This window comes from Ruminococcus difficilis, from assembly GCF_016680995.1.
In genome coordinates this window covers 34,984-56,213 of sequence record NZ_JAEQMG010000041.1, presented here as the reverse complement: position 1 = coordinate 56,213, position 21,230 = coordinate 34,984, and the positions used below count along the sequence as shown (strand labels likewise).

The window sequence follows — 21,230 nt, the reverse complement described above, 5'->3', positions numbered from 1 at the left end:
TGTTATTTATTATTGATCTGCCATTCCTTGATATCCTTGACCTCGTTATACATCCTCACGTAACTGTCATGGCGAGATTGAGGGATGATCCCCTCTTCGACGGCTTCCAAAACCCGACATCCCTTTTCACACACATGATTGCAGGAATTGAACTGACAGGTACCGAAGTATTCGTCAAACTCAGGAAACGCGAACTTCAGCTCATCCTTACGGATCAGCTCAAATCGTTCGATGTCCACGGTAGAGAAGCCGGGAGTATCGGCGATATAACCGCCGTGTTTTTTGAACAGCTCCACCGTACGGGTCGTATGTCTGCCGCGACCGAGCTTATCGCTGATCTCTCCGGTTTGGAGCGACAGCTCGGGAAACAGCGCGTTGAGCAGTGTGCTCTTCCCTACTCCGGAGTTTCCGCAAAAAGCGGTCACCTTGTCCTTGAGCACCGCTTTGATCTCATCCAGACCTTGGTTATCAATCGAAGAAAAGGAGAACGCCGGGATATTGACCTTGCGATAGATCTCGACCAGATCATCTGTCTGCGCCAAGTCGCTTTTGGAGAAAACAACGATCGGCGTGATCTCTTTATTCACAGCCGCGGCGGTCATTTTATCGATCAAATACAGATTCACATCCGGTTCTTTGACAGAGCTGATGATCATCAGATTATCCAGATTCGCCAGTGCCGGACGCACCAGAGAATTACGGCGTTCATGGATATGATCAATGGAGCAATAGCCGTCATCAGGCACCGTGATATCGACGACGTCACCGACCAATGGAGTCATTCCTCTCTTGCGAAAAACTCCGCGTGCCTTACACTCATATACACTATCGGCGGCTTCTACATAATAGAAGCCGCCTGTGATTTTCATAATAATACCTGTTTTCCGATCCATATTTATCCTGTCGTTAATCCACCGACTTCTTCCTGATTGGAAGGAGTTTCTTCCGGTTCATCAGCGGCGGGCGCCTGTGTAGCGGGAGCATCCGTCGATTTCGGGGTATACGGATAAGAATTCGCCAAAGAAACAGAATTGTTTGCGTAATCGACCTTATACTCACGGTACTGCTGATCATCCAGCAGGACGACAATAGTAGCGTCATCCTTGACCTTGACCGTGATCTTATATTTGGGACTGTACGAAGGTACAACGTCCTTTGAGTTATCATTGTCGACCGCGCCGTCAACCAGCACCTTCATACTGACGCTTGTTGTCACCTCAGAAGGCAGATCGACTTCGATGTTTACCTTCTTTTCTTTTTGTGATCCCTTGGAACAGATCACAGTAATCTCATAGTCGGAAGGAACCTCACTGCCCTGCATCGGATTCTGTCTGACAACTTCATCCTTTTCGGCCTCGATCCTGTCGTCATATTCCACATTGCAGTTAGTAAAGCCTGCTTCTTTTAACGCGGCGACCGCCTTTTCGGCAGAATAGCCTTTGATATCGGGCATCACAAACCTGGGCTTGGTAACTCCCTTCGAGACATAAACATATACCGGAGAACCGATCTTCACCTGTGTACCGGTAGGCGGATAAATGCCGTCGATCTTCTGCGCGGTCTGTTCACTTTCGACATACAGGATCTTGGGTACAAGGTTGGCTTTTTCGATGGTCGCCTGGATCTGTTCCGTGCCGAGAGCGCCGTTGATATAAGGGACGGCTATGTAGGTATCCGCAGAGTTAACGACCAGCTCGATGGTCGAGCCTTCTTTCATCTTTTTCGAACCGCCGGCAGGGCTTTGTTCGATAATGGTGTCGACAGGAATATCGTCACTGTAACGACTAATGTAGCTGAAGTTGAATTTACCGTTATTCTTGGCATTCGCCTCACTCAGCGTCATATTGGTAAAATCGGGAACCTCGATCTCCTTCGGCTGAGCGGAAATATAACCCTGGTATGCCGCGACGCCGCCGAAAACGACCAGCGCGATCACAGCCGCCAGAATGATACCCTTGATAGCGGAGAGAACGGGGCTGCGAACGGGAACATCCTCATCGTAGTAGACTTCCTCCGCGTCCGCTTCGGGATCTTCATAATCCTTTTTGGAATCTTCCTCGGGGACATCCTCAGGGGGAGCGGGATCGGTATGATAAGTATAATGGAACAGGATGCTCGGATTGAGGCGGAAACGCTCGATATCGCTGAGCATTTCGACAGCGGAGTGATAGCGATCCTCCGGATCCTTCTGCATCGCCTTCATGGTGATCTCTTCCAGACCCTCGGGGATATCGGGATTGATCTCACGCGGACGCTTCGCCTTTGCCTGCAGCTGCATCAACGCAACTGTCACGGCGGAATCGCCGTCAAAGGGCAGTGTGCCGGTGAGCATTTCATACATCATTACACCGACGGAATAGATATCGGTCTTGCCGTCGGTCTTTTCACCTCTCGCCTGCTCGGGAGCGATGTAATGAACGGAACCGATCGCCTGTTCGGTCATGGTGCGGGTCGCGTTCGAGGAAAATCGCGCGATACCGAAGTCTGTGACCTTGATGGTGCCGTCCTGCAGCAGCATGATGTTATGCGGCTTGATATCGCGGTGGACGATGCCGTTCTCATGCGCGTGCTGCAGCGCCTTTAAGATCTGGGTGGTAAGGTGCACGGTCTCCTTCCAATCGAGCACCTTCTGCATATCGATATATTCCTTGAGCGTGATGCCGTCGATATATTCCATAACGATGTACTGGATCATATCGCCGAAGCTGACGTCATAGACGCGGACAATGTTCGGATGATTCAATACAGCGATCGCTTTGCTCTCGTTCTTAAAACGGCGGATAAAATCCTCGTTGTCCAAAAATTCATCTTTTAATATCTTGATCGCAACTTCACGTGCGTCGATCGTATCATAGCAGTGATATACATTTGCCATACCGCCTACGCCGATCAACTCACGGATCTCATATCTGCCGTCGAGCTTCTTACCGGTATATTTATCCATGTGACTCACTCCAATCCTCAGTAAACTACCGTGACGGTGATGTTATCATGACCGCCGTGGCGTTTCGCAATCTCTACCAATGTATCAATGAGTAATTCGCCTTTTTGTTCCGTGACGGTGCGCACCATATCAGCCTTGCTGACATAGTTGGACAAACCGTCGGAGCAGATCAGCAGGACGTCGCCTTTACTGAACTCAGCCTCGATATAATCGATATGAACCTCATGGGAGATACCGAGCGCTCTGGTGATCAGGTTCTTGTTGGGATGGTGCATCGCCTGATCGGGAGTCAGCTCACCGCGGCGAACCATCTCCTGCACCAGAGAATGATCCTCTGTGATCTGCAGTATTTTACCGTCGCGAATCGAATAAGTACGGCTGTCACCGACATGAACGACATGGGCGACCTCTCCGCGAACAAAAACCAGATCGCAGGTCGTACCCATTCCGGCAAGGTCGTAATCCTCCATCGACATCTTATAGACGCAAAGATTGGCACCGTCAACAGCGGATACCAGCATCTCATACAATGCATCGTCATCCATATCTTCCTTGAATTCGCGATTGATAAATTCAGAAATGTAATTGACAGCGACAGAAGAAGCCGTTTTGCCTCCGTTAGCGCCGCCCATACCATCGCATACAACTGCCCATGCGCAGTCTGAGGAGATGACAGAATACGCGGAGCTGTCCTGATTTTCCGAGCGGACCAGTCCGATATCGGTTTTAGAGAAAACTTCCATGTCATACATCCCCTTTCGTAAAGTTTCTTTTCAGTTGTCCGCAAGAAGCGTCGATGTCGGAGCCGAGGGTTCGGCGCACCGTGGCGTTGACGCCATAGCCGGACAATATATCAACAAAGGTCTGTTGCCTTTGCAGTGAGCTTTTTTTGTACCCCGCACCCGTCACATTGTTGACGGGGATCAGGTTAACGTGACAGAGCAAGCCTTTGAGCAATTTCGCGAGCTCTCTCGCTGTTTCATCAGAGTCGTTCTCGCCGTCGATCAGCGCGTATTCAAAGGTGATCCGTCGGTTGGTCTTATCGACGTAATAGCGCGACGCTTCCATCACCTCAGCGATGGGATATCGGCGGTTGACGGGCATCGTGCGCGAACGCATGATATCATTCGGCGCGTGGAGCGATACGGACAAGCCGCATTGCAGCTCCAGATCCGCGAACTCCTTCATCCGCGGTTCGATCCCGCAGGTGGATACCGTGATGTGCCGCATACCGATATGAAGCGAATCCTCAGAGGATACCAGCTTCAAAAATCGAATGACGTTGTCGAAGTTGTCGAACGGCTCGCCCATCCCCATCAAAACGACATTGGAAACGCGCTCGCCGCAGTCGATCTCGGCACTGCGGATCTGTGCGACCATCTCGGACGCGGTCAAAGAGCGGGAAAAGCCGCTTTTACCTGTCGCGCAAAAGGTACAGCCCATCTTACAGCCGACCTGCGAGGAGATACACATCGTCCTGCCGTGGTGATAGTGCATCAACACGCCCTCGACATACTCGCCGTCATAAAGACGGAACAGGTATTTGACAGTGTCATCGAGCCTCGAGCGCTGAACGCGAACGATCTCGGCACAGGCAAGATACGCGTCAGATTTCAGAAAGTTCCGCAGCTTTTGCGGAATATTCTTCATATCATCAAAGGATGTGACATCCTGTTTGATCCAGTTGAGCACCTGCTTGGAACGGAACTTTTCAAAGCCGTTCTCCACAAGATATGCTGTCATCTCAGAAAGATTCATCGACTTGATATCCGTCATGTCGGTCTCCTCCTGAGCTTTGCGATAAAGAATCCGTCCGTATCATAAACGCCGGGCAAAAGGGTCAGGCAATACGGCTCTTCCTCGATGATGTGATCGATCCCTTCGGGCAGCTTGATCGGCTCGCCGACAAAATCAGGGTGCTCCTCCAGAAAACGACTGATGATATCATGGTTCTCCTTCTTGCGGAGTGTGCAGGTCGAATAGACCAAAACACTATCTGAGGGTAGATCCTTTATACTCATACACAATATACTGTATTGCAACTTTGTCAAGTTGTCAATATTTGTGTCTGTTTTGTAACGAATTTCGGGCTTTCGACGAAGGATACCCCATCCCGAGCACGGAACATCACACAGGATCCTGTCACAAGCTGGCAGTTCACATGCTGACGACGCGTCTCTGAGGGCAGTCCGGATGATCGAAATACCCAGTCGACGAGCGTTGTCCTCCATCAGTTTAATCTTATGCTCATGGATATCATAGGAGTAGATCGCTCCCCTGTTCTCCATGCGGATCGCGGAATAGAGCGATTTGCCGCCCGGAGCGGCACAGACGTCCGCGATCGTTTCATCGGGCTGAGCGCCGAGGATCTCGGCACACAGCTGTGACGCCGCGTCCTCTACAAAGAAGTGACCTTCTCTGTATTGCGGGAGCTGATCGATACTTCCCGCGGCGCTGAGATTCAATGAATTTTCTAAAAAAGAAATATCATCTACTGTCGCGCCTTGCTTTTCCAGTTCTCTTCTCAATGTGGATTTATCGGTTTTCAGCGTATTGACGCGGACGGTGATCGGCGGTCTGCCGAGGATCCCCCGCAGCGCCTTCTCTGTCAAATCCTGTCCGTATGTCGCGATCAGTTCCGTCACCATGCTTTCGGGACAGGAATAGACCACGCTGAAATATTTGACGATGTTTTGCTGATCCGGCAGACAATACGCTTTATCCGCGCGCACAAAATTGCGCAGGATCGCGTTGACGAAGCCGGAGCTTTTATACAGCCTGAGCTGTTTGCAGAGCTTAACGCTCTCATTGACAGCGGCACTGTCGGGCACCTTATCCATATAGATCAGCTGATACATACCCAGATACAGGACGATCAGCGTACCCTTTTCGATCTTTTTGATACGGATGGACGAATACTGACGGATGATATACTCCAGCGTCAGCTTGCGTTCCAACACGCCGTATACCAGCGCCGACAAGAAGGAAACATCCACGCCGCTGAGGTTTTCTTTATGAACGGCGTTATTGATGGCAATGGCAGAATACGCGTCCTCATAGAGCACGCGGTACAGCACGTTATGCGCGATGGATCTGACATTAGCCATGATTATTTCCTCTGCAATAATGTATAGTAGTTTATCTTCTGCGGTTATTCGCGATCATCACCAGACGCAGGAGCTGTGCGATCGACGTCGCGGCGGCGGCAACATAGGTCATTGCCGCGGCGCTCAATACCTTTTTCGCGCCGCTGTATTCATCAGGGTTGAGCATGTTGGTTTCTTTGATCGTTTTCAGCGCGCGATTTGACGCGTTGAACTCGACCGGCAGTGTGACCAGCGTGAACAGTACCGATAAGGAAAACAGCACGATACCGATGATCAGTACAAAGTCGTATTTTGCGGGCAGCAGTAATCCGACTACCAAAAAGAGCCAGCTCAATCGGGAGCCGAAGTTTGCCATCGGGACGATCGCCGAACGGATCTTGTTGGGCAGATAACCCTCGGCGTGCTGAACCGCGTGACCCGCTTCGTGACAGGCTACGCCCACCGCCGATACGGTAGCGGCGTTATAGACGGATTCGGAGAGACGGATCACATTCGTGCGCGGATCAAAATGATCCGTCAGATTGCCCTGTACCGGTTCGATACGAACACCGGTCACACCGTGTGCCGACAACACCTGCTGTGCCGCCTGAGCACCGGTGAGATGTCTGGAATTCGCGATCTGTGAATACTTGCTGAAGCTCGATTTGACCGCGATATTGCAGATCAGCGACAAAATGAAACACGGCAGCATATAGATCAGATAGTTCAAATTATAAAATACCATCGTTCTTTCTCCTTTTCGTTTATTCTCCCAGCTTATCCTTGCCGGTGAGCGGATGACCGATCAAAAATGTTTTCGCGTCCATGCGCTTTTTACCTTCAAGCTGTAATTCTTCGATCACGACAGCGCCGTCGGAGCAGGCGATCGTAAGCGGATCGGTCGCGATCACCGAACCCGCTTCACCGTTTCCTTTGCCTAAGGAAGTACGGTAGATCTTGAGCTTTTTGCCGTGCAGTGTCGTCTGCGCGATCGGCCAGCTGTACAGACCTCTGACAAGATTATGCACCTCGAGTGCCGGTTTATGCCAATCGATCTCAGAGATCGACTTGTCGAGCATCGGCGCGTGGGTCGCGAGCGCTTCATCCTGCTTTTCGGCGGTCAACTCGCCTTTTTCGAGCATATCGAGCGCTTCCGCGATCATCTCGCCGCCTAAGTCGGAGAGCTTGTTGAACATACTCTCGGCGGTATCGTCGATGTTGATCGGGATCGCCTTTTGATACAGCATATCGCCGGTATCGACGCCCTCAGCCATCTGCATGATGGTCACGCCGGTTTCCGTATCACCGTTGATGACCGACCACTGGATCGGCGCCGAGCCGCGGTATTTCGGGAGCAATGAGCCGTGCACGTTGATACAGCCGTACTTTGGCAGATCGAGGATCTCTTTGGGCAGGATCTTGCCGTATGCCGCGACCACGATACACTCGGGGTCGATCTTTTGGATGATATCAAGCGCTTCGCCGTCACGCAGGGTCTTCGGCTGACAGACCGTCAAGCCGTGCTCGAGCGCGCATACCTTCACCTCGGGAGGTGTCATCACCATTTTTCTGCCACGGGGCTTATCGGGCTGGGTGAACACCGCCGCGATCTCGTGTCCCGCTTTGATCAGACTTTCCAAACAGGGTACGGCGAAATCGGGTGTACCCATGAATATGATCTTCATTCTTCCTCTTCTCTCATTTCACGCAGTTCTTCATCGGTCAACATCCGCTCCACCTTCGATTTGAAGATGATGCCGTCGAGGTGATCGAACTCGTGGCACATCGCCTGTGCCAGCAGATCGTCGCCCTCCAGCTCAACGAATTCGCCGTTTCTGTCCTGAAAACGCGCTTTGACATGGGCGGGACGCTTGATGATGCCGAATTCGCCGGGACAGCTCAGGCAGCCTTCCTGTACCTCCTGCTCACCCTCGGATTCAATGATCTCGGGATTGATGAACTCGATCGGACCTTCGCCGACGTCGATCACGCAGATACGGCGCATCACGCCGACCTGAGGCGCGGCAAGACCTACGCCGCCGGAATCGGCAAGGGTCTCGACCATATCGTCGAGCAGATCCCATATCCTTTGATTGAATTTTTCTACCGGGCGGCATTTTTTGGTCAGGATCGGGTCGCCCTCTTTTACAATATTACGCAGTGCCATATTGATCACTCCTGTGATTGGATCTATCGGGAGAAGCAAGACCCTCCCATACATAGTAAAATAGTCATTGCGAAGTTCCGTAGGAACTGTGGCAATCTCAACCTATTTATAAACTCAGCGGATCCATATCCGCGTAGACCGTGACATTGCCGAACTCGCGATTGGATGAAAACTGCACGAGCATACGCGCGAGCATCTCGCGAAAACGGCTGTCGTTACGGCATTTGAGTATCAGCTTGAATCTGTATTTATTACTCACCTTGAATACCGCCGCCTGTGATGGTCCCAAAACCCTGAGCGGGATATCGGTGAATTCTGTCTGCAATAATTGTGTCATCTGCTTGGTGAACGCAAACGCGGCGCCTTCGGTCTGCTTCGCGTTCTCGCCGACAAAGCCGACCATGCAAATGCTTGCGAACGGCGGATACAGCATCGCTTTTCTGATGCCGATTTCCGCGTTATAAAACGCGTCATAATCCTGCCTTGCCGCTAAAGCGATGATCGGATTCTCGGGTGTGTAGGTCTGGATGATGGCTCTGCCCTTATCCTTTCCCCTGCCGGATCGACCGACTACCTGTGTCAAGAGAGAAAAGGTGTTCTCATAACTGCGGTAATCATCGAGATACAGCATGTGATCGGCATTCAGCACGCCGACCAAGGTGACGTTCGGGAAATCCAATCCTTTCGCGACCATCTGCGTCCCGACGAGGATATCATACTCGCCGTTCGCGAAGGCGGTCAGCTTCTTCTCATGGGAAGAACGCGTCATGGTGGTATCGGTATCCATCCTGAGGATCCGCGCTTGCGGAAAGATCTGTGCGATCTCGACCTCGGCACGCTGGGTACCGGTGCCTCTGAGCCGCAAACTGTGGCTGTGACAGGTGGGACACTCCGTCCTGTACGGCACGGAGTAACCGCAGTAGTGACACATCATGCGGTTGTTGGCGCTGTGATAGGTCAATGAGATCGAGCAGTTCGGACAGGTCAGCGGTTCGCGGCAGGAATTGCAGGTGACATAAGAATTGTACCCGCGGCGGTTCAACAGCAGAATACTCTGCTTGCCGTTGTCGAGATTCTCCTCAATATTCTGCAAAAGAATATTAGAGAACACACCCGTGTTGCCGACTTCGATCTCCTCATTCATATCCGCGATCACAACGTCGGGCAGGGTCGCCGTGCCGTAACGCCTGGTCAGCACATGCTTATGATATCTGCCCTCGTTGGCGTAGTAATAAGTCTCTACGCTCGGAGTCGCGGACGAGAACAATAACAGCGCTTTATGATAAGAACAGCGGAATTTCGCCAGTTCTTTTGTATTGAATCGGGGCTTTGACTCGGATTTATAAGTATGCTCCTGTTCCTCGTCCATGATGATCAAGCCGAGATTTTGAAACGGTGCGAATATCGCGGAGCGTGTGCCGACGGCGATTTTGGCGATCCCGCGGCTGACGCGCTTATACTCATCCAACCGCTCACCCAGCGACAACGCGCTGTGAAATACCGCGACCTTGTCACCGAAATGCGCGCGGAACATTGCGATCATCTGCGGCGTGAGCGCGATCTCGGGCACCATCAAGATGACGTCCTTGCCGTCGTTCGACGCCTGCTCGATCAGCTTGAAGAACACCGAGGTCTTGCCCGAACCGGTGATGCCGTAGAGCAATGACACCTCGGGCTTGTCCGAATGATACAGCGTACTCAGCTCGTCATACGCCTTTTGCTGTTCCTCGGTCAGGGTGATCTCACGCTTGTCGGATACTGAGGATCTCGGCACGCGAAACACCTCGTCATCATAATAGACGGCGATGTTTTTGCGCACCAGCGTATCGGGCACGGAGGTGGTCACGCCGGTATAGTAGCATACCTCTTTGACCGAAGCCGAACCGACGGTAGACAGCAGATCGATGACGCTCTCCTGCTTGGCGCTGAGCTTCATGCCCTGCAGCAGGGTCTCGGCGTCGTCACTCAGGCGGATCATCTTGATCGTCTTGTCGCCGATACGGCGCAGTGCCGCATCGTTCTTAAACAAAATGCCTTCCGCTTCCATCTGATCCAATAAGGAGGAATCGGCATAACCGAGCTCTTGCAACAAGTGATGCTTCTCGACTTTATTATTCTTTGAACGAATAATAGTAACGATCCTGCGATATTCATCCGAAAGATCATAGAAGCGATCGCCGAGGTCGGCGCTGACGGAATATTCAAGCGACAACCGATAGTTGATACCCGCCGGCAGCATCGCTTTGACCGCGTCGTAATAGGTGCAGAAGCAATGACTTTTGATGAAGCTGCACATTTTGAGCATTTCATCATTCAAGACAGGCTCGTCATCCAACAGCTCGGAAACTGTTTTCAGATCATCGGCGTCCTCTTCACCCAGTCCGAGAACGATCCCCTGACGCTTACTGTCGCCTCTGCCGAAGGGCATCGCCACACGGCATCCCGCCTGTACGGGCATCCCCTCGGGGATCCGGTAGCTGAACGCGTTGTCAAAATGCAGCAGCGCGTTTTCCACCGCGACATAAGCGATCTTGTCGGTCATCAGTCCTCGTCGTCCTCTTCGAGGATGTTGTATTTATGGTTCTTGAAATCTTCGATCGCCAGCAGAACGGGCTTTTCATCGGTGATGATGCCCTCTTCCTTGAATCCGTCCGCGATCTCTCTGGCGCGCTTCGCGACGCCGATCACCAGTGCGTAACGGCTCTCCTTGCCGCTCAACATATCATCTAATGATGCTCTTTTCATAATGATGCTCCTTTATTTTGATTGTCATTGCGAGGGATTGACGCAGTCAACCCGTGGCAATCTCAACTGATTACTATTTGTCATTGCGAGGAATTGATGTTTATCAACCCGTGGCAATCTCAACTGATATTGTCATACGATTCCCGCAGACATTTATACTTTTTTCTTATTTTCAGCGATGATGGACAGTACCTCGTTCACCGCTCTTTCAAGATCGTCATTGACGACCACATAGTCGAACAAATGCTGATGCTGCATTTCTTCCTGCGCGATCCTGAGACGCTCGGCGATAACTTCTTCGGACTCTGTCCCTCTGCCCTGCAATCTCAACTGCAATTCCTTGAATGACGGCGGCGCAATGAAGATCGTCACGCAGTCGGGGCAAGCTTTTTTGATCTGCAAAAAGCCCTTGACCTCGATCTCGAGGATCACATCCAAGCCCTCGTCCAGCATACGAAACACCGGTTCCTTCGGCGTACCATACTTATTGCCGACATACTCGGCGTGCTCCAAAAAGCCGTTTTCGGCGATCATCTCGTCAAAACGCTCGTGGCTGACGAAGTAATACTCTCTGCCGTCCTGCTCACCCAAACGCGGCTTTCGCGTTGTCGCGGAAACCGAGAGTCGAAGGTTGGGATTTCTCTTGAGCAGCATTTTCATGATCGTGCCTTTGCCGACGCCCGAGGCGCCGGTGTAGACGATCAGCAATCCTTTATTCTCCATTCGCGTCCTCCATTCTCGCGGCGATCGTCTCGGTGGTCAGCGCCGACAGAACGATATACTCGCTGTCGGTGATAATGACAGCCTTACACTTTCTGCCGAAGGTCGCGTCGATCAGCGTCGAAGCTGCCTTGCTCATCTGCACGATACGCTTGATGGGCGCGGATTCGGGGCTGACAACGGACACGATCTTGCTGATATTCACCACATTGCCGAAGCCGATATTCACAAATCTCATAACAACAATCCTTATTCGATATTCTGGACCTGTTCGCGGATCTTCTCGAGCTCGCCTTTGATGTCGACCACCTTATGCGCCAAAACGGAGTCATTCACCTTGGAGCCGATGGTATTCGCCTCACGGTTCATCTCCTGCACGATGAAGTCAAGCTTTCTGCCGACCGGTTCACCGGAGCTGAGGAACTGCTTCATCTGGTCAAAATGAGAGCGCAGACGGACGGTCTCTTCATCCACCGCGACCTTATCGGCAAAGATCGCCGCCTCGGTCAGGATGCGCTGGTCGTCGATATTGGTGCTCTGCAAAACCTCGCTGAGCTTTGCGTACAGTCTGTCGCGATACTCCTGCACGGTCTGCGGAGAACGCGCCTCGATCTCACCGACGATGTCGATGATCTTACCTGCACGATTGAGGATATCCTCCCTGAGCTTTTCACCCTCTGCCTGACGCATGGAGAGGAATCGCTCCAGCGCCGCGTCGACCGCGACCTTGACGTCGGCAAATACCGCGTCTTCATCCGCGGGCGGTCTGGTGATCTGGAAAATGTCATTGAAGCGAGACAGCACGGATACGGAGATATCGTTCGTGATCCCGTATTCATCCGCCATCGTCTTCATCGCGTCGATATAACCCGACGCGAGCGGCTTATTCAATTCCACCTCGACGGACGAATCATCATTATCGGTCACGGATACATACATATCCACCTTACCGCGGCTGACACGTTCGCCGACATACTTCTTGAGTTTATCTTCCAAAAAGCTGTAACCCCTGCTGGTTCTGCATGAGAACTCAAAAAAGCGGTGGTTGACGCTTTTCATCTCAACGATAATATCACGGTTCCCGACAGATACTTCCGCTCTGCCGAAACCGGTCATCGACATTACCATCATCATTCCCCCTTTTCTTACATACACACTTATCTTACCATTATCCTCATCAAACTACAAGGAGTTTATTACAAAATTGTAACTATTATTTTCAATTCCTGAGAATTGTGGTATATTAATACAGTTAAAATACTGAAAAGGAATGATAAACAATGTCAGGACATAATAAATGGAGCACGATCAAGCAGAAAAAGGGTAAGAACGACGCTGCCCGCGCAAAGGTATTCACTAAGATCGGCAGAGAGCTGATGGTAGCGATCCGCGACGGCGGCAGTGCAGACCCGAACGTCAACTCCAAGCTCAGAGATTGTATCGCTAAGGCGAAGGCGGCGAATGTGCCGAACGATAATATCGAGCGTATCATCAAGAAGGCGCAGGGCGGCGAGGCTGCCGATTATGAGGCTGTCACCTACGAGGGCTACGGTCCCAGCGGCGTTGCCGTTATCGTAGAAGCGCTGACCGACAACCGCAATCGTACCGCGGGTGAAGTCAGACATTATTTTGACAAGTTCGGCGGCAACATGGGTACCCCCGGCTGCGTCGGCTTCATGTTCGCCAAGAAGGGCGTACTGATCATCGAGCGCGAGGATCTCGAAAAGGATGAGGACACCGTGATGGAAGCCGCTCTGGAAGCGGGCGCCGCTGATTTTGAAGCGGATGAGGACATCTTCACCATCTATACCGAGCCCGAGGATTTCGGCGCGGTACGTGACGATCTGCAGGCACAGGGCTATGAATTCGCGTCCGCAGAGATCGAGCAGGTTCCCTCCACCTACACCAAGATCGACGATCCCGATACTCAGGTTCAGATGCAGAAAATGCTGGATATGTTCGAGGATAACGACGATATCCAGAACGTCTGGCATAACTGGGAAGACGCGGAGTAAGGAACTGAGAAACCATAAAATGAAAGGCTGTTCAAATCGAACAGCCTTATTTTTATTTATTCGGTTGAGATTGCCACGTCGCAGAACGCTCCTCGCAATGACAATTTTGCGGTTGAGATTGCCACATCGAATACTTCTCCTCGCAATGACAAGTTATAGTTGTGAAAGATACTGTTCAAATTCTTCTTTGGTGAACAGACAATTCATCGCGGCGAGCATGGCGTTTGCGGAAAGGTATTTCGGCAGACCCAATGAAGCGAGCACCTCTTCCCTGTTTTGCGCGGCATTCGCACAGCCGGAAAGACCGTAGTCGAAGAAATCCATTTTGGTGATATCGCGGTTCTCGCTGTCGCTCGTAAAATTCTGCAATCCCTCCGAGTCGGCTTGCGCCGACCCACCTCCCTTTACCAAAGGGAGGCTGTTTTCAATATGTGCGCCGCTGTTGCGGATGGATGCGATCAGCGCGTCACGGTCGATGCCCTCCACGCCGAGGATACCCTCCTTGGACGCCTCGGGCTTGCGCTTTTCCTTCCCCTTGATCGTCGGGATATAGGCGTGCAGGATCTGCTCCTGCGGCACGATGCCGCGCAGGAAGTTACGGATCACAAAGCCCGCGGAATCCACATCGGTCATCACAAGGATCCCTCTGCGTTTGGCGACAGCACGAATCAGTTCTTGCTTTTCCTTATCCTTGAACACCCGAAAACCGCCTGTCTCGATGATCGGGCTCGCGATCAGCTCACTGAGTTTGATCCGATCATAACGCCCTTCGACGATCACGGTTTCTTTTAATTTGATTTTACTCATGGATTTCTCGCTTTCGCTCAATCAATTCATGCAATCCCTCACCCACAGTTGTGGGAGCCTCCTCGCCGGAAGCGGCTCCCCCCTTGTCCTTCGGACATTCCCCCAACGGGGGTACCTTTACCAAAGGGAGCCTTATTATTCATCGGAGCGATCCCCCGCGATCAGCACCAGATTGCATACCAGTCGTTCGATCTCCGTGCGCTCGTCGACCGTTTCGGTCACCATGCGCGTCTGCATGGCAAGCAGTTCGTCGATACTGCGCCTGAGGGACGCGGTGGTGACACGGCGGATCTGTCTGCCGAGCTTATCCAGCACCCAAGCGCGTCTGTTATAGCCGAAATCCTCCGCGACAACGGCATTGGGCTTGCCGGCTTCACTGCCGATCCGCGCGCGGTACGCGTCGAGATACGCGCCCGACAGCACCGTAGCGATATACCCGCCGCTGACCTGCTGATAAAACAGCGCGTCAATGGCGGACAGCGCCTTGTCGGTCTTGCCCTCGACGATCAGCCCGAACAGATCATATACGCTCGCCTCGGCGGTTTTTGACACCAACAGCTCGATCATCTCGGGCGTGATCTCACCGCCGTCCGCATAGGCGGTCAGCTTCTTCATCTCGGCGTTCAGACGGTTCAGATCCTCGCCCGCGTATTGGATCAGCGCGTGAGCGGTCAGCTCGCTCATGGAGCATCCGCCTACCTTTGCCCATTTGCACAGGTCACGCTCGAGCATCAATCCCGTGCGGTGAGCAAGCTCGATACAAACACCGTTTTTATCGATATGGTTGATCACCTGCTTGAACTGCTTTTTCGCCGATTTCGCGGTGACCTCCAGCGTCGGCATGGCGATGATGATGACCGTCTGACCCGACGCGTTCTTGATGATCTTCATCAGCGCGTCAAAGTCGCCCTTTGCGAGCTTATCGATATCCATATCGTTGATACGCAGGATGTTCCACTCGCTCATAAAGGGGATCATATCGGCACAGACGGAGATATCGCTGAGATCCGCGTCATTGTCGAATACGTGATAGTTGAATTCGTTGAGATCGCCGCCGGATATTTTGTTTTCGATCAACTGCGCACAGCGCTTAACGAGCATCTTTTCCTCACCGAAGCAAAGATACAGATTACTGATCTGTCCGCTGTTCAGTTGTTTTTTCAGTTGGCTTTCTGTAACCATAATCTACCTCAACCGATAACGCACATCGCCTTGATCGGTAAAAAACACATGATGATAACTGTCCTTGAGCGCGTCCGCGGAAAGCATCGACAGATCGCTGTTATCGCTGATGATCATGTCTTCACACCGCAGTTGATCATATCCCTGCTGTGCTTGGGACAGGAGGATCACATCCGCTGTGCGCAGTTCCTTCGGGATGTCATCGATCTCACACCCCGGCGGGATGATCAATATCCTCCGCTCACCTGCCGTAATATACGGCACGGCGGTGTAGTTGACAACAGACAGTCGGATCACGACGTCATCATCCACGACATAGGTACAGTCCTTGTCAAACGGGACGATGTTTGCTTCGTTTTGATATTTCTGCTCCTTATCATACAGCAAAAGTGCGGAAATTGCAAATTCATCATCACGATACAGCTGAAAATGCCTGATCTCGTTCTCGTTGCAGCATAGTGCGACATCCGCGGATCCGTACCGGGAGGAAAGATGATCCCACAAGGTGTACAGCTGTTTTGTATTCGCGTCCATCTGCAAAAGATACAGTTTGCCGCCCTTATTGATCCCCGCGCACAACCCGTTGTCGCAGGAATAGACTTCGAGCGAAAAAGTATTCATCTGCAGTGCTTGCTGTGTCAAACCGCCGCCGAGCAGTATGATCAGCGAGCACAGTACCGCGTATTTCAGATAGCGATAATGATTGCGGTACAGGATGACGACGATCCCCAAGATCACGGTGACTGCCAGCCACGCGTAGATAAACGCCTGACCGACACGAAAATGCGCAAACGGCAAGGACGCGATCCCGTCCACCAGCCACAACACCAGCTTACACAACCACATCAAGGGATAGGCGAGCAATATGGCGACATAGCGTAAGAAACCCAGCGGATACAGGATACATACCGCCAATGATAAAACAAGGATCAAATAGATCTCCGCATACAGCAAAAGCGCGGATAATAATGTCACCAAAGAGAATTCATGGAAGATGAATACCGATATCGGGAACACCATGACATTAGCGGCAAGGCTGACGGAAAGCAAAGCCGCCGTGCTGTTCCACAACTTCATCAACAGGATGCGGAATGAAAATGGTTCTTTGGATTTATCTTTCAGCGGAAGCCTTTCAACTTTTCGCTCTTTATAATAGTGCAGCTTCTCGCTGATATGAAAGAACGGGATATAACCGGTCTTTGTTTTCAGGCACAGCTTCGGCAACAGCGGTCTTGCCCACAGCAAGATACCCATCGTCGCGAAAAACGAAAGGATCAGACCGACGTCGCCCGCGCCGTAAGGTGATACGATGAACGGCATGATGGTGCCTGCTAACCCCAGATGATTCAGCGGATACGGCTGCCGTCGTATCGTCATGCCGAACACGGTAAATACCATCATGATCCCGGCACGCAGTACAGACGACTGAAAGCCTGTCACTGCCGCGTACAACACGATAAACGCCATAATTAACGCAAATCTCACCCAGCGATTGAGGCGTTTCATCAAGCGGAAGAGCAGCATGATCACCACCGCGAAGTGCATTCCCGACACCACGATAAAGTATGACGCGCCCGCGTAACGGAAATGATCTCTGGTATCGAGACTCAGCGCGTACTTATCACCGATTAACACTGCTCTGCACAGTGCGGCGCAATCGGACGGAAGGAGTGCGTCCAGTGACTTTCTCATGAATCGACGCAGTTGTATCGCCCGATAGTAGAGAGAATGAGTCTCGGGCGTTTCCGTTTCTACTTCGATCCCGTAATCATCCGACACCAGATAATAACCTTTGGCGCGGTAATACTGATTATCCGACACCTTCAACTCGGAAGTAAAGGTCAGGATGTCATCCGGTTCCGCATCAATGTCGGTCGGTGTTTTGAGCAGCAGCTTGAACCCCGCCTTTTCCCCATCGACCTCCTGCGCTTTCAGACGGTAATAATGCTTGGAATACGACTGATAAGGCTCCTCGGTCAGCACCGCTTTCACGGTATGTGTTTCATCACCGTAAGTTTCAACCACAGGCTGTACCGCTATCAGCCCGTATCCGATATGTACCGCACAGGCGATCACGACAGTCAGCGCCATCAAGGGAATATAGATCGTCCTGCGGGTTTTCCTGATGATCATGAAAAGAACGGTCAAGATCACGGCAATACCGCCGATCACAACTACCGCGATCTCGGGCAAATAAAAAGCGGCTGCCAGCACAGAAAAGTAGGTAATGCCTATCTGTGCCAACAACCGTTTCATGTCTACCTCTTATCCTTTTCGGATCATTCTGTCATACTTATTTCGGAAATACCGGGAGCTTCTCGAGGAAGATAATATCGTCGCGATCCGCGGCGTCACCCTCCGCCAATACAGCCACCTTGCCGACGATATTTCCGCCTGCTTTATTGACCAGAGCTTCCAGCGCCTTCAGGCTCTCGCCGGTGGAGATCACATCGTCCACGATCAGGACGCGCTTGCCTCTCAGGTGCTCCGCGTCATCGCTGCCCAAATACAGCGTCTGGCGGCTCAATGTGGTGATCGACTGAACATGTACGCTGATGGGATCGGGCATATACACCTTCACGCCCTTACGCGCGATGATGTATTTACCGCAGCCCTGACGCGCCATTTCGTAGCAAAGCGGGATCCCCTTCGCCTCAGCGGAAATGCACACATCATGCTCGGGAGAGAGCTTGAGCAGCTCAGCGGCGGATTTTTCGGTGATCTCAACATCGCCGAACATAATGAAAGCGGCAATATCCAGATGCTCGTCGACCTCGCACAGCGGCAAATCACGCTTGCAGCCCGCGATGGTCATTTGATAAGTTTTAGCCATAATGTACCCCTTCTTACTCTTGATCCGATTCGATCACGCCATATCAACCTTGAGCTTTTTGCCGCCCAACAGATGGAAATGGATGTGCATGACGGTCTGTCCGCCGTCCTCACCGCAGTTGTTGACGATACGATATCCGTTCTCAAGTCCCAGCTCCTTTGCTACCTTGGGGATCTTCGAGAAGATATGACCGACGATATCGCAGTTCTCTTCATTGATCGCGTTCGCGCAGCAGTAATGCTCCTTGGGGATAAAGAGCACATGTACCGGCGCCATCGGATTCAGGTCATGGATGGCGATGATCTTATCATCTTCATACACTTTGTTCGACGGGATCTCACCCGCGGCGATCTTACAAAAAATACAATCAGACATAATTGCCTCCTATTCATAGCGGATTTGACATACTCCGCATCAATTCATCATTATTTTATACCATCAGCCATCAATCGTCAAGACTGAGGTCGCAGGACTTGATAGTGTTCTTGAGGGTCTCAGCGGAATCACGCAGCTTTTTCAGCTCATCGTCATTCAGCGCGAAGGGGATCTCATTCTCGATGCCATCCTTGCCGACGATCACGGGGATGGACAGCGCAACGTCAGTCAGCCCGAATCTGCCGTGCTGGATGGATGATACGGGCAAAATGCTCTTTTCATCACGGATGATCGCCTCGCAAATACGCTTGGCGGACATTGCGATACCATAATAGGTCGCGCGTTTCTTGCTGATGATATCGTAAGCGGCGTTCTTAACCTCTTCGGAGATATTCGCCTTCGCTTGATCATGGTCATGATAGAAGCCGCGCATCTCACAGAAGCGGCTGATCTCAACGCCGGAGACATTGGCGCTGCTCCAAGCGGCAAACTCACTGTCGCCGTGCTCGCCGATGATGAACGCGTGGACGGAACGCGGATCGACGCCCAAGTGCTCGCTGAGATTGAAGCGCAGACGCGCGGAATCCAGTACCGTGCCCGAACCGAACACGTGACTGTCGGGCAAGCCCGAAAGCTGTTTGGCGGCATAGGTCAGCACGTCAACGGGATTCGCGACGATCAGCAGGATACCCTTGAAATTGCGCTTGGCGATCTCGGGGATGATCGACTTGAAGATGCCGACGTTCTTCTTTATCAGATCAAGGCGGGTCTCACCGGGCTTCTGTGCCGCGCCGGCGGTGACGATGATGATCGCGCTGTCGGCGATATCGTCATAATCGCCCGCGTATATCTCGCAAGGCTGTGAGAAAGGCACGCCGTGAGAGATATCCAGCGCTTCACCCTCCGCTTTCTTTCGGTCGGCGTCCAGCATCACGATCTCAGAGAACAGACCGCTCTGCATCAGCGCGAACGCTGTCGATGAACCGACAAAGCCACAGCCGATAATGGCAACTTTTCTTGCGTTAACAGCCATATGACATTCTCCTTCATACTTATACAGAAGACACATGTATTCCGTATTTTTACTTTACGTTATTATCATAACACAAATCGATAAAAATTCAACAGCTATTCTGTAAGATTATTCCATTATTTTTCTCATAACGAATGACAAATAAAGTAATTTCAAAATTATCGCTTTAAATCTTTAAATCTTCTTGACTTTAAATCGTTGAAGTGTTAAAATGAATCCGTTGCATTTTTGATAAGGTTGAGATTGCCACAGGCAAGACATATATGTCATGCCTTCGCAATGACGATCAAAAGGATAAGAGATCGCCACAGGCAAGACATACATGTCATGCCTTCGCAATGACGATCAAAAGGATAAGAGATTGCCACAGACAAGACACACATGTCATGCCTTCGCAATGACGATTAATAGAAAAAGATTATAACAGGCTGATATTCAAATCACGCCTAAACAATATTTAATAAAACGATGATTATAGATTTTCACACCCATGTATTTCCCGATAGAATCGCAAAACGCACCTTAACGGCACTGCAAGATCCGCCCTATGTCGTCCCCTATACCGACGGAACGATCAGCGGGATCCTCGACAGTATGCAGAAAGCGGGGATCGACAAAAGCGTGATACTGCCGGTCAACACCCGACCAGGACAGTTCGACACGATCACAAAATTCGCCAAGCATATCAACGATACTTACGACAACCTCATCTCCTTCGGCGGCATCCACCCCGATGATGAGGATATCGAGGGAAAACTGCGATACCTGAAGGATAACGGCTTTCAAGGCATCAAGCTCCATCCCGATTATACCGAGACCTTCATCGACGACGAGCGCTACATCCGTATCATCGCCGAGGCAAGACGACTGGGCTTGCTGGTCATGACCCACTCGGGCAAGGATCCCGAATACGAGATCATCCACTGTCCGCCGAAGAAAGGCGCATTGGTGCTCGACCGAATCGAGGCGCTTGTCCCCGACGGCAAGCCTAACATGATCTTTGCGCATTTAGGCGGCAATTATCAGCTGGATGATGTGGAACAATATCTGGTCGGACGCGACTGCTACATCGATATCAGCTGTTCCTTCCGTGATCTGTGGCATCATAGCACCGCGACCGATGAGGATATCGTGCGCGTGATCAGGAACCACGGCTCGGATAAGATGCTCTTCGCGACCGACAGCCCGTGGAATGATCAGAAAGCCACGGTCGAGCGATTCAAGACGCTTGACGGCTTATCGGATACCGAGAAGGAAATGATCCTCGGAAAAAACGCGGAGAGATTATTATCATCTCATTAGTCATGTTGGTCGCTTCGCTCC

21 protein-coding genes are annotated in these 21,230 nt (G+C 51.6%); 2 read left to right on the top strand and 19 right to left on the bottom strand.

Features of this window, described 5'->3' with window-relative positions; genetic code table 11:
* Positions 1–2 precede the first annotated feature (2 nt).
* From rsgA to JKK62_RS03675, 13 genes are all read right to left on the bottom strand, one after another.
* Positions 3–869 carry a ribosome small subunit-dependent GTPase A gene (rsgA, locus tag JKK62_RS03735; protein ID WP_243411751.1) on the bottom strand — a complete coding sequence of 289 codons (867 nt, stop codon included), beginning with the start codon at positions 867–869 and terminating at the stop codon, positions 3–5.
* A 26-nt stretch (positions 870–895) separates the two neighbouring features.
* Positions 896–2,944, bottom strand: coding sequence for a Stk1 family PASTA domain-containing Ser/Thr kinase (gene pknB, locus JKK62_RS03730; protein WP_186833457.1), 2,049 nt, complete (start codon positions 2,942–2,944; stop codon positions 896–898).
* A 17-nt stretch (positions 2,945–2,961) separates the two neighbouring features.
* A complete protein-coding gene (locus JKK62_RS03725; protein WP_186833458.1) occupies positions 2,962–3,687 on the bottom strand; it encodes a Stp1/IreP family PP2C-type Ser/Thr phosphatase in 726 nt (241 codons plus the stop codon).
* Between the two features lies 1 nt (position 3,688).
* Positions 3,689–4,720, bottom strand: coding sequence for a dual-specificity RNA methyltransferase RlmN (gene rlmN / locus JKK62_RS03720; RefSeq protein WP_186833459.1), 1,032 nt, complete (start codon positions 4,718–4,720; stop codon positions 3,689–3,691).
* Complete coding sequence (gene rsmB / locus JKK62_RS03715) at positions 4,717–6,051, bottom strand: 16S rRNA (cytosine(967)-C(5))-methyltransferase RsmB (RefSeq protein WP_186833460.1); 1,335 nt, start codon at positions 6,049–6,051, stop codon at positions 4,717–4,719. The genes rlmN and rsmB overlap by 4 nt, the downstream gene beginning before the upstream one ends.
* Positions 6,052–6,082: 31 nt before the next feature.
* The gene (locus JKK62_RS03710; protein ID WP_186833461.1) at positions 6,083–6,775 is read right to left on the bottom strand and encodes a zinc metallopeptidase; all 693 of its coding nucleotides are present in this window, start codon (positions 6,773–6,775) and stop codon (positions 6,083–6,085) included.
* 19 nt (positions 6,776–6,794) lie between these two features.
* On the bottom strand, positions 6,795–7,715 hold the full coding sequence (fmt, locus tag JKK62_RS03705; RefSeq protein ID WP_186833462.1) for a methionyl-tRNA formyltransferase: 921 nt from the start codon (positions 7,713–7,715) through the stop codon (positions 6,795–6,797).
* The gene (def, locus tag JKK62_RS03700) at positions 7,712–8,197 is read right to left on the bottom strand and encodes a peptide deformylase (RefSeq protein WP_186833463.1); all 486 of its coding nucleotides are present in this window, start codon (positions 8,195–8,197) and stop codon (positions 7,712–7,714) included. Before def ends, fmt begins: the two co-directional genes overlap by 4 nt.
* A 106-nt stretch (positions 8,198–8,303) precedes the next feature.
* Positions 8,304–10,739 carry a replication restart helicase PriA gene (priA, locus tag JKK62_RS03695; protein WP_186833464.1) on the bottom strand — a complete coding sequence of 812 codons (2,436 nt, stop codon included), beginning with the start codon at positions 10,737–10,739 and terminating at the stop codon, positions 8,304–8,306.
* Positions 10,739–10,942 carry a DNA-directed RNA polymerase subunit omega gene (gene rpoZ, locus JKK62_RS03690; protein ID WP_186833465.1) on the bottom strand — a complete coding sequence of 68 codons (204 nt, stop codon included), beginning with the start codon at positions 10,940–10,942 and terminating at the stop codon, positions 10,739–10,741. Before rpoZ ends, priA begins: the two co-directional genes overlap by 1 nt.
* Positions 10,943–11,095: 153 nt before the next feature.
* Positions 11,096–11,665: a guanylate kinase gene (gene gmk, locus JKK62_RS03685; RefSeq protein WP_186833466.1), complete on the bottom strand. Its 570-nt coding sequence runs from the start codon at positions 11,663–11,665 to the stop codon at positions 11,096–11,098.
* Entirely contained in the window at positions 11,655–11,900 is a 246-nt protein-coding gene (locus JKK62_RS03680) for a DUF370 domain-containing protein (RefSeq protein WP_186833467.1), read from the bottom strand. Before JKK62_RS03680 ends, gmk begins: the two co-directional genes overlap by 11 nt.
* An 11-nt stretch (positions 11,901–11,911) precedes the next feature.
* Positions 11,912–12,790, bottom strand: a complete 879-nt coding sequence (locus tag JKK62_RS03675; RefSeq protein ID WP_186833541.1) for a YicC/YloC family endoribonuclease — start codon at positions 12,788–12,790, stop codon at positions 11,912–11,914.
* 152 nt (positions 12,791–12,942) lie between these two features.
* Here JKK62_RS03675 and JKK62_RS03670 point away from each other — a divergent pair, with 152 nt between their 5' ends.
* The gene (locus JKK62_RS03670; RefSeq protein WP_186833468.1) at positions 12,943–13,677 is read left to right on the top strand and encodes a YebC/PmpR family DNA-binding transcriptional regulator; all 735 of its coding nucleotides are present in this window, start codon (positions 12,943–12,945) and stop codon (positions 13,675–13,677) included.
* 153 nt (positions 13,678–13,830) lie between these two features.
* Here the strand turns inward: JKK62_RS03670 and JKK62_RS03665 are convergent, their stop codons facing one another.
* The 6 genes from JKK62_RS03665 to JKK62_RS03640 all read right to left on the bottom strand — a co-directional run bounded on the left by JKK62_RS03665 (position 13,831) and on the right by JKK62_RS03640 (position 19,907).
* Positions 13,831–14,484, bottom strand: coding sequence for a ribonuclease M5 (locus JKK62_RS03665; RefSeq protein ID WP_186833469.1), 654 nt, complete (start codon positions 14,482–14,484; stop codon positions 13,831–13,833).
* 135 nt (positions 14,485–14,619) lie between these two features.
* Entirely contained in the window at positions 14,620–15,666 is a 1,047-nt protein-coding gene (gene holA / locus JKK62_RS03660; RefSeq protein ID WP_186833470.1) for a DNA polymerase III subunit delta, read from the bottom strand.
* A gap of 3 nt (positions 15,667–15,669) precedes the next feature.
* Positions 15,670–17,922, bottom strand: a complete 2,253-nt coding sequence (locus JKK62_RS03655) for a ComEC/Rec2 family competence protein (protein WP_186833471.1) — start codon at positions 17,920–17,922, stop codon at positions 15,670–15,672.
* A 37-nt stretch (positions 17,923–17,959) separates the two neighbouring features.
* Positions 17,960–18,499: a phosphoribosyltransferase family protein gene (locus JKK62_RS03650; protein ID WP_186833472.1), complete on the bottom strand. Its 540-nt coding sequence runs from the start codon at positions 18,497–18,499 to the stop codon at positions 17,960–17,962.
* A 33-nt stretch (positions 18,500–18,532) separates the two neighbouring features.
* The gene (locus JKK62_RS03645; RefSeq protein ID WP_186833473.1) at positions 18,533–18,874 is read right to left on the bottom strand and encodes a histidine triad nucleotide-binding protein; all 342 of its coding nucleotides are present in this window, start codon (positions 18,872–18,874) and stop codon (positions 18,533–18,535) included.
* Positions 18,875–18,944: 70 nt separating this feature from the next.
* Positions 18,945–19,907 (bottom strand): L-lactate dehydrogenase, encoded by a 963-nt coding sequence (locus tag JKK62_RS03640; protein WP_186833474.1) that lies wholly within the window; start codon positions 19,905–19,907, stop codon positions 18,945–18,947.
* Between the two features lie 468 nt (positions 19,908–20,375).
* On the opposite strand from JKK62_RS03640, the gene JKK62_RS03635 reads away from it, so the two are divergent.
* On the top strand, positions 20,376–21,209 hold the full coding sequence (locus tag JKK62_RS03635; protein ID WP_207752129.1) for an amidohydrolase family protein: 834 nt from the start codon (positions 20,376–20,378) through the stop codon (positions 21,207–21,209).
* Positions 21,210–21,230 lie beyond the last annotated feature (21 nt).